This is a genomic window from Delftia sp. (genome assembly GCF_059499305.1).
This window is the reverse complement of the sequence record NZ_JCABYI010000004.1, coordinates 513,274-525,142: the sequence shown is the minus strand read 5'-3', so window position 1 is coordinate 525,142 and position 11,869 is coordinate 513,274. Positions and strand designations below refer to the sequence as shown.

The 11,869-nt window shown below is 66.9% G+C and carries 13 protein-coding genes and 1 riboswitch; of the genes, 4 read left to right on the top strand and 9 right to left on the bottom strand.

All coding sequences use genetic code 11. From position 1 onward, the window contains the following. Window positions 1–6 precede the first annotated feature (6 nt). Together AC5I49_RS04230 and AC5I49_RS04225 are read right to left on the bottom strand one after the other, a co-directional pair. Window positions 7–198, bottom strand: coding sequence for a helix-turn-helix transcriptional regulator (locus AC5I49_RS04230; RefSeq protein WP_013802457.1), 192 nt, complete (start codon window positions 196–198; stop codon window positions 7–9). 25 nt (window positions 199–223) lie between these two features. Next, complete coding sequence (locus AC5I49_RS04225; RefSeq protein WP_016446029.1) at window positions 224–613, bottom strand: hypothetical protein; 390 nt, start codon at window positions 611–613, stop codon at window positions 224–226. A gap of 96 nt (window positions 614–709) precedes the next feature. Further along, window positions 710–935: riboswitch (cobalamin riboswitch) on the top strand. 70 nt (window positions 936–1,005) lie between these two features. On the opposite strand from AC5I49_RS04225, the gene AC5I49_RS04220 reads away from it, so the two are divergent. Further along, complete coding sequence (locus tag AC5I49_RS04220) at window positions 1,006–2,928, top strand: TonB-dependent receptor domain-containing protein (protein WP_495788880.1); 1,923 nt, start codon at window positions 1,006–1,008, stop codon at window positions 2,926–2,928. 4 nt (window positions 2,929–2,932) lie between these two features. Continuing rightward, complete coding sequence (locus AC5I49_RS04215; RefSeq protein WP_495788879.1) at window positions 2,933–3,883, top strand: ABC transporter substrate-binding protein; 951 nt, start codon at window positions 2,933–2,935, stop codon at window positions 3,881–3,883. Window positions 3,884–3,923: 40 nt separating this feature from the next. Here the strand turns inward: AC5I49_RS04215 and AC5I49_RS04210 are convergent, their stop codons facing one another. Next, window positions 3,924–4,244, bottom strand: a complete 321-nt coding sequence (locus AC5I49_RS04210) for a heavy metal-binding domain-containing protein (protein WP_012205554.1) — start codon at window positions 4,242–4,244, stop codon at window positions 3,924–3,926. A gap of 383 nt (window positions 4,245–4,627) precedes the next feature. Between AC5I49_RS04210 and AC5I49_RS04205 the strand changes: the two genes are divergently transcribed. Continuing rightward, window positions 4,628–4,969: an H-NS histone family protein gene (locus tag AC5I49_RS04205; RefSeq protein ID WP_016446025.1), complete on the top strand. Its 342-nt coding sequence runs from the start codon at window positions 4,628–4,630 to the stop codon at window positions 4,967–4,969. A 215-nt stretch (window positions 4,970–5,184) separates the two neighbouring features. Here the strand turns inward: AC5I49_RS04205 and AC5I49_RS04200 are convergent, their stop codons facing one another. From AC5I49_RS04200 to AC5I49_RS04180, 5 genes are all read right to left on the bottom strand, one after another. Next, window positions 5,185–5,553, bottom strand: a complete 369-nt coding sequence (locus tag AC5I49_RS04200) for an antibiotic biosynthesis monooxygenase family protein (protein ID WP_012205544.1) — start codon at window positions 5,551–5,553, stop codon at window positions 5,185–5,187. A 94-nt stretch (window positions 5,554–5,647) separates the two neighbouring features. Next, entirely contained in the window at window positions 5,648–6,352 is a 705-nt protein-coding gene (locus AC5I49_RS04195; protein WP_495788878.1) for a glutamine amidotransferase, read from the bottom strand. 51 nt (window positions 6,353–6,403) lie between these two features. Then, the gene (locus AC5I49_RS04190; protein WP_061288733.1) at window positions 6,404–7,483 is read right to left on the bottom strand and encodes a 2Fe-2S iron-sulfur cluster-binding protein; all 1,080 of its coding nucleotides are present in this window, start codon (window positions 7,481–7,483) and stop codon (window positions 6,404–6,406) included. Further along, window positions 7,480–8,442: an AurF N-oxygenase family protein gene (locus AC5I49_RS04185; RefSeq protein WP_495788877.1), complete on the bottom strand. Its 963-nt coding sequence runs from the start codon at window positions 8,440–8,442 to the stop codon at window positions 7,480–7,482. Before AC5I49_RS04185 ends, AC5I49_RS04190 begins: the two co-directional genes overlap by 4 nt. Next, window positions 8,439–8,585, bottom strand: coding sequence for a hypothetical protein (locus AC5I49_RS04180; protein WP_495788876.1), 147 nt, complete (start codon window positions 8,583–8,585; stop codon window positions 8,439–8,441). Before AC5I49_RS04180 ends, AC5I49_RS04185 begins: the two co-directional genes overlap by 4 nt. A gap of 353 nt (window positions 8,586–8,938) precedes the next feature. Between AC5I49_RS04180 and AC5I49_RS04175 the strand changes: the two genes are divergently transcribed. Further along, window positions 8,939–10,219, top strand: coding sequence for a serine hydroxymethyltransferase (locus tag AC5I49_RS04175; protein WP_191625561.1), 1,281 nt, complete (start codon window positions 8,939–8,941; stop codon window positions 10,217–10,219). A gap of 30 nt (window positions 10,220–10,249) precedes the next feature. Here the strand turns inward: AC5I49_RS04175 and pdxR are convergent, their stop codons facing one another. Next, window positions 10,250–11,791 carry a MocR-like pyridoxine biosynthesis transcription factor PdxR gene (gene pdxR / locus AC5I49_RS04170; RefSeq protein WP_495788875.1) on the bottom strand — a complete coding sequence of 514 codons (1,542 nt, stop codon included), beginning with the start codon at window positions 11,789–11,791 and terminating at the stop codon, window positions 10,250–10,252. Window positions 11,792–11,869: the final 78 nt, after the last annotated feature.

Genomic DNA, 11,869 nt, shown 5'->3' with positions numbered 1-11,869 from the left:
CTGCGCTCAACCCTCCTGGAAGATCGCCTCGATCCGGGTCTCGAACACCCGGGCGATGGCAAAGGCCAGCGGCAGGCTGGGGTCGTAGCGGCCCGTCTCTATGGCATTGACGGTCTGGCGCGACACGCCCAGCAGGTCAGCCAGCGCAGCCTGGCTCCAGCCGCGCTCGGCGCGCAGTTCACGGATGGTGTTTTTCATCGCCGGGCCGCCTCTGCAGCGCGGCTCATCGGCTGCGCAGCCAGTGGGCCACCGAAGCCGCCACCCAGAGCGCACCCATCAAGGGCCACACCATGAACATGCTGAGCTTGGGAAAACCTGCCATTTCCAGGAATCCGTAGGTGAAGGTGATGCCGGCCGTGCCCGCCGCCGCAATCGCCAGCTGCTCCAGCATGGACTTGCGCAGGAACTCGTCGGTATCCCGCACCAGGCGCACGATGGCCCGCACGGCCAGCGCAAACGCCAGCATGGGGCTGAGCAGCACGGCCGTGCGCGGGGCCCCGGCCTGCATGTCGGCGCTGAGCAAAAGCGCCCCCACCAACAGCGCCATGTAGAGCAGCAGCGCAAATCCCAGCTCCTTCTGGTAGCGGCGGTTGGTGACCGTTGTTTGATTCATGGAAGTTTCTCGCAATGTGTAAAGGATGCTTGACATTGTGCGATGCCACCCGCGGGCATGTCAAGCAAGCTTTACATCGGCACTGAACGCCCCGCCGTACAATCGCCGCCGTTGGTGCCAGCAGCCCCAGGGGCTGCGGTTAAACGGGAAACATGGGGCGGCCAGATAAAGCCGCCCGCATGTACTGCCCCCGCAACAGTGAGTGAAACGCCGCGTGCATGGCACCGGCCCCCGCCAAACCCGTGCCACTGGGCGTACAGCCCGGGAAGGCCTTGGCGAGTGCGTCACCAGTCTGGATACCGGCCAACAGGCGGCCGGCCGCGCATGCAGCGCAGCCGGTCTTTGTGGTTTCCGTGCCGGCGGGGTCGCTGGCGCGCAACTGGCTCGCATCCATGCACACCCTCGCCCTCGCGCGCGCCCCTGGCGCCGCCCTTCGCTCGCCCTCGGCGTTCCCCGTACTGCGCACGTTGTCTGCCCTGGCTGCGGCCTCGCTGCTGGCCTGCCAGGCCCAAGCACAGGTACAACAGGCACAACAGGCACAACAGGCGCAGCGCGCACAGGCCTCCCAGCTCGATACCGTGGTCGTCACCGCCTCGCGCAGCGAGCAGTCCCTGCGCACCGTCACGGCCGACATGACCGTGATCGACGCCGAGACCATTGCCCGCAGCGGCGCCACCGGCGTGGCCGACCTGCTGGTGCAGGTGCCGGGCGTGCAGATCAACCGCAATGGCGGGCCGGGCCAGGTCACCTCGGTCCACCTGCGCGGCACCAGCAACCAGCACACTGCCGTGTTCATCGACGGCGTGCGCTACAGCTCGCAGGAGCTGCAGGGTGGCGCGGTCTGGTCCACCCTGCCGCTGGCGCAGATCGAGCGCATCGAAGTGCTGCGCGGCCCGGCCGCAGCCATCTATGGCTCAGACGCCATGGGCGGCGTGATCCAGATCTTCACCAAGCGGGCGGACGGCCAGACCCGCGCCTATGCCGAGGCCGGCATAGGCAACCAGGGCACCAGCAAGCTGGCCACGGGATTTCAGGGCGGAGCCAACGGCTTCACCTATGGCCTGAACCTGGCCGACGAGCGCAGCGACGGCTTTGACGTCTACCCCGGCAACACCTTCTCGCCCAACCCGGACAAGGATGGCTACAGCAACACCTCGCTGGGCCTGAACGCGGGCTACAAAACGGGCATCCACCAGATCGACGCCAGCCTGCTGCACAGCCGCCTGCGCACCCACTACGACCAGAGCCCGCCGCCGTTCGACGACTACGACGTGGTCAAGAACACCACCGGCAGCCTGCGCTGGCAGGCCGGCTGGAACGCCATGTACAAAAGCGTGGTCCAGATCTCCCATACCGACAGCCAAAGCGACCGCCACACCCAGTCGCCCGAACGCGCCGACGGCAGCTCCACCAACTACCTGCTGCAGAACCTGTTCACGCTGGGCCAGCACCGTTTCAACATCGACCTGGAGCGCCGCGAGGACAAGCTGGACACCCAATACGCCTGGACGCAGAACACCGACAGCCGGCGCGTGCAGAACTCCCTGTCGGCCGGCTGGCGCCTGACCGAGGGCCGCCACCAGTTCGACGCCAACGTGCGCCACGACCAGGTACACGACCAGCAGAACAAGACCACGGGCGGCCTGGGCTACGGCCTGCAGATCGACGAGCGCTGGCGCTGGGTGGCATCGGCCGGCACGGCCTTCCGCACGCCCACGCTGTACGAACGCTTCACGGGCCAGGCGGCGGCCGACCTCAAGCCCGAAAGCAGCACCAACGTGGAAACGGGCCTGCACTATGCGGCCGGTGCCAACCGCCTCTCGGCCGTGGTCTACCGCAACAAGTTCAAGAACCTGATCACCTACGACTGGAACAGCGCCCTTCCCTGCAACTGCTACCGCAACTGGCAAAGCGTGGAGATCACCGGCCTGACGCTGGCGGGCAGCACGCGCCTGGGCAGCGCCAACCTGGGCGCCTCGCTGGACTTCATGAACCCCGAGAACCTGGAGACCGGCAAGCTGCTGCCCTACCGCTCCAAGCGCATGCTCAAGCTCAATGCCGACACCCAGGCTGCCGGCTGGACGCTGGGCGGCGAAGCGCAGCTCTACAGCGGCCGCTATGCCGACGAGGCCAACACCTTCAAGCTGGGCGGATACGGCGTGGTCAACCTTTACGCCCAGCGCCAGCTGACCAGGCAATGGACGCTGCTGGCCCGCGTCAACAACATCGCCGACCGCGACTACGCACCCACGCGCGGCTATGCGAACGCAGGCCGCACCGTGTTCGTCAGCGTGCGCTGGACTCCCCTGCCCTGACCCCATGCATCTGCTTCTGCGCCTGCTTTCGCGCCTGCCCCGCATCCTGCTGCTGACTGCCGCCCTGGCCTGCGCAGGCGGCGCGGGCAACGCCTTTGCGCAAAAGGCGGCGGATGCGGGAACGGGCGGGGCAACCACCACCTACACCGTCTCCGACATGCGCGGCCGTCAGGTGCGCCTGGAGCGCGTGCCGCAGCGCATCGTCTCGCTGCTGCCCTCGCTGACCGAATCGCTGTGCGCGCTGGAGGCCTGCGAGCGCATCGTGGGCGTGGACGAGTTCTCCAACCACCCGGCGCGCGTGGCCGCCCTGCCCAAGCTGGGCCACACTTTTGCCCCGCTGGTCGAGGCCACCGTGCGGCTCAGGCCCGACGTGGTGCTGATGGCGTATTCCGCACCCGTCATCGCACAGCTGGAGCGCTTTGGCATTCCCGTGCTGGCGCTGGACGCCAACGACATGGCGCAGTTGGAGCAGGTACTGCACAAGCTCGACCAGCTGCTGCAGGTGCAGCGCGCCAACGCCCTGCTGGCGCGCATGCAGGCCGAGGTGGACCAGCAGGCCAAGGCGCTGGCTGCGCAAGCGCCCGCCGGGCAGAAGGTGTATTTCGAGGTGGACGCCACGCCTTACGCGGCAGGGCCGGACTCCTTCATAGGCCAGCTGCTGCAGCGCCTGGGCGCGCGCAATGTGCTGCCGCCCAACCTGGGGCCCTTCCCCCGCATCACACCCGAATACGTGCTGCGCCAGCAGCCGGAACTCATCATCCACACGCCGCAGACGCCATCGGCCAGCTTTGCCACCCGCCCCGGCTGGAGCCGCATGCCCGCCGTGCGCTCGGGCCGCATCTGCGCGCTGGACCTGGTCGAGACGGACGTGGTCTCCCGCCCCGGCCCGCGCCTGGGCGAGGCGGCGCGAGCGCTGGCCCGCTGCCTGGAGATGCGGGGCACGGCGCCGCGTTGACTTCGCTGGCCTGCTTGGCCCGCTTGGCCGATGGCCCTGCCTACTCCAGCACCACGGCCGTGCCGCTGGCAGACACCATCAACATGCCGTTGCCCTGGCCCAGCACTTCGTAATCCAGGTCCACCCCCACCACGGCATTCGCGCCCAGTTCCTGGGCGCGTTCCTCCAGCTCCTTGAGCGCAATCTCGCGCGCCCGCTGCAGCTCGCGCTCATAGGTGGCCGACCGCCCGCCCACGATGTCGCGCAGCCCGGCAAACAAGTCCTTGAACACATTGGCGCCCAAAATTGCCTCGCCCGCGACCACGCCGCAGTAGCGGGTGATGCGGCGGCCTTCGATCTGGGGGGTGGTGGTGATGATCATGAGAAATCCTCGGTGAAGATGTTGAAGATGGATTTTGGCCGCCCAGCCTGCGCGAGCCCAACGCAAGGCAGGCCTGCAAGCTGCAGTCTGACATAGGCCTGCGCTATCATCTTTCGCCTTCAGATCTCGGAAGGTGGTTTCAAAAAATTCAATCCCGTGCAGGAGCCATTGGGACTCATCTCCATCTAGGTAGCGAAAAAATCAATGCGAGACCCACCTATTCGGCTCCACCCGCGTCGCAGCGCCCCATGGCAGTGCAAGGCGCCGCAAGCCGCAACATCTTCCCCGCGCCCCAGGCTTGCACGATCGATCCGGCACGATAGGTTCGGCAAGCGCGCGCCCCATCAGCCCCATAATCTGGCTTCAAAAATTTCGCACCCCCTATGACACAGTCCCTCAAAGAACTCCTTGCGGCCAAGGCCGCGCTGGACATGGAAATTGCCAAGGCCCGCACCTCGGCGGCCGACGCTGCCCTGTCCAAGGTCCAGAAGCTGGTGACCGATTTCGGATTCACCCAGCAGCAAGTGTTCCCCTACATCCCAGCAAAAACCAGCGCACCGGCGAAGTATCGCGATCCGTCTACAGGAGCAACGTGGACAGGTCGCGGCAAGCCTCCGAACTGGATCAAGGACCAGGATCGCGACGACTTCCTCATCGAACGCAAACCCGAGGCGGCCCAAGGCCCGTTCCTCGCAGAAATGGCGGCAGCGGCAGCTCGCAACTGAAGGCGCTGCACACGGCGGCACGCAGGATGCTGTGCGGTGCGGTGGGGTTCCGATGCGAAGGAATCTGTGCCGTCCGAAAAAAAAGCCCTCTGAGCATTCAGCGGGCTTTTTTTCCGGCCTGGCGCCGGCAGCGTAGTCACTGCCGGCATCTTTCGATGGCGTGCATCGCGCTCCGGCATGGGGGACCAGCCGGGCCTTTGCGGCACCGCCAGCGCTCAGGCGTGGCTGACCGGGCAGCTGCCGGCCTTGCCCATGATGCTGTCCGCAGGCGCCTGCGCGCGGTCATTCAGACCATAGTCGCGCAGCACCTGGGTGACGCGCACGCGGTAGTCCTTGAAGATCTTGTCGCGGCCGGCGCGCTGGGCGCTGAGGTGGGCTTCCACGTTACGCCACTGGACGACGGCTTCCTCGTCGCGCCAGGTGGTGACGGACATGACTTTCTCGGGGTTGAGCGTGCTCTGGAAGCATTCCACGGAGATGAACCCCTCCATGGGCTTGAGCATGGGGGTGAGCTTGTTGACCAGGTCCACATAGGTCTGGTTCTGGCCGGGCAAGGCCTGCAGTTCGAACAGTACGACAACCATCTTCAACTCTCCTTTTTTCGGGAACAGAGATTCCGGCGCCGCGCAGCGGCGGCTCCGGCGTGGGGGAAATGGGTGAATGGGCGGCGCCGCAGGTTCAGCGGCTGCGCTCCAGGTTGGTCAGCCAGGCGGCCAGCACATCGCGCGCGGCCAGCGCCAGCAGGCCGCCGTATTTCTGGGCATCGGCACGCAGGGTGCGCGGGTCCACCTTGGCCATGCCGAGCTCACAGGCATGGCCGACCAGCCAGCGCTCCAGCCGGGCCGCGTCGGCCTCCAGATGGAATTGCAGGCCCAGCACCTGCGGTCCGACTGCGAAGGCCTGGTTGGCGCCGATGGCGGTGCCGGCCAGGTGCACGGCGCCTTCGGGAATGTCGAACTGGTCGCCATGCCAATGGAGCACGGGCACGCCGTCCAGCCTGGACAGGGGCGAGGCCAGGCCGGCGTCGGTGAGCGTGAGCGGCGAGAAGCCGATTTCCTTGACGCCCAGCGGGTAGACCCTGGCGCCCAGCGCGCGCGCAATGAGCTGCGCGCCCAGGCAGATGCCCAGCAGCGGCTTGCCGCTGTCCAGCCAGCGGCGCACGGCCGCCAGCTCCTGGACGACGAAGGGATAAAGCGCCTCGTCATAGGCACCTATGGGGCCGCCCAGCACGACCAGCAGGTCGGCACGGCCCAGGTCCAGGGTGTCAAGCTCGCCGATGCTGGGATCGACGTACTGCACTTCGTAGCCGCGGCTGGCGAACTCGGCATGCAGGGTGCCCAGGTCTTCGAAGTGGATGTGGCGCAGCGCGATGGCTTTTTTCATGGGAGGAACTCAGGTGGATACAGGAGGGTGGCTTGGAACGTGCGGAGCCCGTCAGGCGCCGGGCTTGAGATCGACGTGGATATGGCCTGCCGAGGGGAAGGTGCAGCAGGCCAAGGCATAGCCGGCTTCCTTTTCCCTGTCGCTGAGGCAAAAGTCCGCCTCCAGCCGTGAACTGCCTCCCGTGATGCGGATGCGGCAGCTGCCGCAGATGCCGGCCCGGCACTGGCTGCGGATGGCAATGCCCACGCCTTCCAGGATCTCCAGCAGGCTTTTGCCGGACGCGGCTTCGACGATCTGCCCGCTGTGCGCGATCTGCAGCTGGCATGCCTGCGCGGTCTCGCCTGGCTGGGCGGTGGATGCGGCAGGCGGCGTGAAGGCCTCGATATGCTGTATGGCACCGGGAAAGCAGGCCCGCGCATGCTCGCGAAAGGTCTGCGCAAAGGCGTGGCCGCCACAGATGACGACGGCCTGGGGCTGGCCCAGCGCCAGCAGGGACTGCTGCGAGGGGCGGCCCGGCACGAAGGGCCCGTGGGCGGCAATGTCTTCACGCGTGATGTGGATACGCAGGTCGAACCAGGGGGCCGTTTCGCACAGCTGCTGCAGCTCCTGCAGGAACGGAATGTCGGCCATGCGCGCAAAGCACAGCAGCAGCGTGGTGCGGGGCACGCGCCGGCCCTGCTGGCGCAGCCGGTCCAGTTCGCGCAGCAGCGCCAGCGGCAAGGTCAGGCCGATGCCGCCGGCCAGCATGACCAGGGAGTCCAGGCCCAGCACCAGGTCGGCCGTGATGTCGCCGGCCACGCCGCCCAGCGGCAGCGTGGAGCCTGCGCGCAGCACCGCATGCATGTGGTCGGAGACGCTGCCCCGGCCCGAGCTTTTGACGGCAATGTCGAACTGGCCGGCGCCGTCGTGCTCGCTGCAGGGCTCGTAGCGGGTGATGGAGTACAGCCGCTGCTGCATGGTGCCACTGGCGTCGGCATGCTCGATGGCCACATGCCGGCCGGGCCGCAGGCCGCCGAGGAATTGCGCCGAGGCGCCCTGCACGCGCAGGGTGTAGACCATGACGCCGCCCGCCTCTGCCCGTGCAGCGGCGCAGCGCGCGAGCATGCTGCCTGCCTGGAGGGCGGCGCTCATGCCTGCATCTCCTCGAGGACCGAGGACACCAGCGCCACGCTGCCGCCCAGGTTGCGGCCCGCCAGGCCGATGCGGTCGATCAGGCTTTGCACCGAGTCGGTGTAGACGCCGATCTCGTTGCTGTCGCGCACGTCGTGCAGGATGTCGCGCGCATGCGGCATGCCGACCATGGTGAAGACGGTGGACCAGGCGCCCAGTTCGTTGTTGGCGAACATCTGCACGGTCTTGAGGATGATGGAGCGCAGGTAGCTGCGCTCGCGGTTGCTCAGGCCCTGGACGATGTCGGTGGCCACCGAGCTGAAGACGCTGGAGTGGCTCCATTCGTCCACGGCGTGGGTGCGCGTGACCTCGTGGCAGATGGGCTGGATGCTGCGGTCCTCGGCCATGGTCTTGAGGTAGTCGGTGATCAGGGTCTCGCTGGCGCAGGCAATGGCAAAGCGCGCCAGGCGGCGTTCCCATTCCGCGCCGCACTGCGCCAGCACGCCGTTGCGCCAGCCGACGAGGTTGAAGTCCGCGTAGTCCAGCGGCGCCAGGCCGCGCATCTCGTAGATGTAGTTGCAGGCCATGATGGACATGCGGGTGTGCAGGGCCTCGTCCAGCAGGGCCTGGGACATGACGTCCTGCAGCAGCGCGCGGTTTGCGCTGGGCGGCGGGGTCTTGATGATGTCCTCGCAGGCCGGCGTGACCACGTTGCACTCGATGTAGATGGTCTTGAGGTTGTAGATGCCCCAGGCGTAGGACATGCATTGGTCGCGCAGGTGCTGTGGCGCCTCCACCCATGCCTGGTGATCGCGAAACGGCAGCAGCGAGGCGGTGAAGTCCTGCCGGGCGGGGTCGAACGCCAAGCCGCAGTAATCAGGCAGGTCCTGATTCACGGCCGCTCTTGACTTCCAGAGCAGGGACAGCTTTTTGAGCGCATCGCGCACGGCGTCATCTGTCCGAGAGATATCGAGATTCATTTTTCAACTCCGTGTGATTGAACTTGATTGATCTGAGTCAAATCGCCTATTCCCTCCCCCCAACTTTCTCCATCTGCCGCAATCACCAATGGCGCCGCAAATGGCACTGCAATTGACGCTGCAGATGGCAGATACGTTGTCATGGATTTCTTCACTCTGTCATATTCCACCTTGAATCAATCTGCCCGACTGCAGAGTGCGGATGATTCGTGGCGGTATTGGATCTCATGACTTTCAACGTCTGGCGGCGAATTCTATGGAGAGAGCGTGGATTCAAACAGACCTATTTTCGTCAATGAACCAGACCGCTTTTCTCAACGGTTTACATTGGCATGCCACCTTAATTGGTCTGCTCACCCGCTGAAACATGGTCGGAATCAAGGCAGCTGCACTTTGTAGACTGCCCATTACCGATGCGCCCTGGTTTCCAAATCCTTCCATAACCCGGGCGCTGCCGATTCCCGTGCTTCAGCGCCTCCAAGACAGCCAATGCGACATGGACGATTTATCGCTCCCCAGAATCAATTCCCTGGAACTCCAACACGCGGACAGCGAGGCCTGGGACGCCATAGCGGCCGAGCGGACACGGCAGGCGCGTTCGATTGAATTGATTGCCTCCGAAAATTTCGTGAGCCGTGCGGTGATGGAAGCGCAGGGCTCGGTGCTGACCAACAAATACGCCGAGGGCTATCCCGGCGTGCGCTACTACGGCGGCTGCGCCAATGCCGATGCCGTGGAGAACCTGGCCATTGCGCGTGCCAAGGCGCTGTTCGGCTGCGCGCACGCCAACGTGCAGCCGCACTCGGGCAGCCAGGCCAACCAGGGCGTGTACCTGGCGTTCCTGGAGCCCGGCGACAAGATCATGGGGCTGGACCTGCGCTCGGGCGGGCACCTGACGCACGGCTCCAGCGTGAGCGTGTCGGGCAAGTGGTTCCAGTCCATCAGCTACGAGGTGGACGCCCGCTCCCAACTCATCGACATGGACCAGGTGCGGCGCATTGCGCTGAAGGAGCGGCCCAGGCTCATCATTGCCGGAGGCTCGGCCTATTCACGGCAGATGGACTGGGCCGAGTTCCGGCGCATTGCCGACCGGGTAGGCGCTATCTTCATGGCCGACATCGCGCACGTGGCGGGGCTGGTGGCCGCGGGCGTGTTCCCCTCGCCCGTGGAGCACGCCCATGTGACCACGACCACCACGCACAAGACGCTGCGCGGGCCGCGCGGCGGCATGATCCTCTCGGCCGACGCCGAGATCGCCAGGCGCATAGACGCCGCCGTGTTTCCGGGCCTGCAGTCCGGGCCGCTGATGCATGTGGTGGCGGCCAAGGCGGTGGCGCTGGGCGAGGCGCTCAAGCCCGCCTTCCGTACCTATGCGCGGGCCGTGGTGGACAACGCCCGCGTGCTGTGCGACCGGCTGTCGCAGGGCGGGCTGTCCGTGGTGTCCGCAGGCACGGACTGCCATCTGGGCGTGATCGACCTGCGCCCCTGGGAGCTGACGGGCAAGGCCGCCGAAACGGCGCTGGAGCAGATCGGCATCACGGTCAACAAGAACGCCGTGCCCGGCGATGGCGCGCGGCCGCTGGTGACCTCGGGCATCCGCGTGGGCAGCGCGGCCTGCACCACGCGCGGCATGGGCGCCGACGAGTTCCGCGAGATCGGCGACATGATTCTTGCCACGCTGGGCGGCATACGCAGCGGCACCATGAACGCGCGCACGCTCAAGTCCATCCACGAAGGCGTGTCCGACCTGACCGCGCGCTTTCCCCTGCCCTACTGAGGCATGCAGCGTCCGGCTTCTCCCAACCTGTCAGGGTTTTCGCAGCGCGTTGGCCAGGCGCAGCACGGCGGCCTCGATCTCGTAGGCCGTGAGCGAGGCATAGCCCAGCAGCCAGCCCGCCTGCCGCTGCTCGCCCGCGTACAGGCGGCTGAGCCCCTGCAGCAGCACGCCCGCCGCGGCGGCGCGGCGGATGGTGTCTTCCTCGGACCAGCCGGGCTCCAGCAGGCAGGGCACCTGCATGCCGCCCTGGGGCCTTGGCGCGGTGACGATGCCGGCCAGGTGCCTGCCTATGGATTCGAGGATGACCTCGCGCCGCCCCGCATACAGCTTGCGCATGGCCCGCACGTGGGAGTTGTAGTGGCCGTCCTCCATGAAGCGCGCCAGCGTCAGCTGCTGGATCTGGGGCGTGTGCCCGTCCATGATGCTGCGCGCCTGGACAAAGGCGCGCACCAGCTCCTGCGGCAAGGCCATGTAGCCCATGCGCAGGCCCGGGTACAGGGTCTTGCCGAAGGTGCCGATGTAGATGGTGCGCGCGTGCTTGTCCAGGCCTTGCACGCAGGCGGTGGGCATGCCGTCGTAGTGGAATTCGCTGTCGTAGTCGTCCTCGATGATCCAGCGCCCGCGCTCGAATGCCCAGCGGATCAGGTCCAGCCGCCGCTCCAGCTGCATGGTGACGCCCGTGGGGTACTGGTGCGATGGCGTGACATAGACGCAGGTGGCGCCGCTGCGGTCGGCGTGCAGCAGGTCGGTGCGAATGCCTTGCGCGTCCACGTCGATGGGCAGGACCTTGGCCTCGGCCGACTCGAAGGCCTTGCGGGCGCCGAAGTAGCCCGGGTTCTCCAGCAGGATGGGCCGGCCCGCATCCACCAGCAGCTGCGCGCACAGGAACAGCGCCTGCCGCGTGCTGCTGAGCACCACGATCTGCCCGGCCTCCACCTTGGCGCCGCGCTCCAGGTTGAGGTAGGTGGCAATGGCCTTGCGCAGCGGCTCGGCGCCCTGCGGGTCGCCGTGCAGCAGGACGCTGGCCCGGTAGTCCTTGAGCGCCTGCCGCTGCAGCCGCTCCCAGACATCGGTGGGAAAAGTGCGCGTCTCGGGCAGGCCGGTGGCAAAGGCCCGAATGGCCTGCTGGTCGGCGATGCCGCCGCCGTCAACAATGGCCTGGCCGCGCCGGCTCAGGCCGGCACCGGCCCTTATGGCACCGACAGCACCGGCAGCACCAGCCGCACCGGCCGCATGGGCGCTGCGCTCGTGCTCGGGCAAGCGGCCGCGCCGCGCCGCCCGGCCCCGCAGCTCGGTGCCGATGGTCTCGGAGACATAGCTGCCCGATCCCTGGCGCCGCACGATGAAGCCGTCTCGGTGCAGCTGGGTGTAGGCGTTCTCCACCGTGTCGCGGGCAATGCCCAGCGAGTCGGCCAGCGAGCGCGTGGCCGGCAGCTTCAGGCCCGGCAGCAGCGCCCCATCCAGGATCAGCGCACGCATGGCGCGCTGCACCCGCTGGTGCAGGTCCAGCTGGCGCAGGTCGGCATCTCCCATGCGGATCTTCAGGGTCTCAAGCTCGAAGGTCTTGCTCATGCGGTCTGCCGCCTTTCATCTCATTGCACCTCTTTGGCAGGCCATTGTACTGACGCAAATGCTGCGCACCCATTGCAA

Bases quoted from the DNA above. Each gene is read 5' to 3' on its own strand.
- AC5I49_RS04225 (WP_016446029.1), bottom strand. From the start codon at position 613: ATGAATCAAACAACGGTCACCAACCGCCGCTACCAGAAGGAGCTGGGA.
- AC5I49_RS04210 (WP_012205554.1), bottom strand. From the start codon at position 4,244: ATGATCATCACCACCACCCCCCAGATCGAAGGCCGCCGCATCACCCGC.
- AC5I49_RS04215 (WP_495788879.1), top strand. From the start codon at position 2,933: ATGCATCTGCTTCTGCGCCTGCTTTCGCGCCTGCCCCGCATCCTGCTG.
- AC5I49_RS04190 (WP_061288733.1), bottom strand. From the start codon at position 7,483: ATGAGCGCCGCCCTCCAGGCAGGCAGCATGCTCGCGCGCTGCGCCGCT.
- AC5I49_RS04230 (WP_013802457.1), bottom strand. From the start codon at position 198: ATGAAAAACACCATCCGTGAACTGCGCGCCGAGCGCGGCTGGAGCCAG.
- AC5I49_RS04175 (WP_191625561.1), top strand. From the start codon at position 8,939: ATGGACGATTTATCGCTCCCCAGAATCAATTCCCTGGAACTCCAACAC.
- AC5I49_RS04180 (WP_495788876.1), bottom strand. From the start codon at position 8,585: ATGACAACGTATCTGCCATCTGCAGCGTCAATTGCAGTGCCATTTGCG.
- AC5I49_RS04200 (WP_012205544.1), bottom strand. From the start codon at position 5,553: ATGGTTGTCGTACTGTTCGAACTGCAGGCCTTGCCCGGCCAGAACCAG.
- AC5I49_RS04195 (WP_495788878.1), bottom strand. From the start codon at position 6,352: ATGAAAAAAGCCATCGCGCTGCGCCACATCCACTTCGAAGACCTGGGC.
- AC5I49_RS04205 (WP_016446025.1), top strand. From the start codon at position 4,628: ATGACACAGTCCCTCAAAGAACTCCTTGCGGCCAAGGCCGCGCTGGAC.
- pdxR (WP_495788875.1), bottom strand. From the start codon at position 11,791: ATGAGCAAGACCTTCGAGCTTGAGACCCTGAAGATCCGCATGGGAGAT.
- AC5I49_RS04220 (WP_495788880.1), top strand. From the start codon at position 1,006: ATGCACACCCTCGCCCTCGCGCGCGCCCCTGGCGCCGCCCTTCGCTCG.
- AC5I49_RS04185 (WP_495788877.1), bottom strand. From the start codon at position 8,442: ATGAATCTCGATATCTCTCGGACAGATGACGCCGTGCGCGATGCGCTC.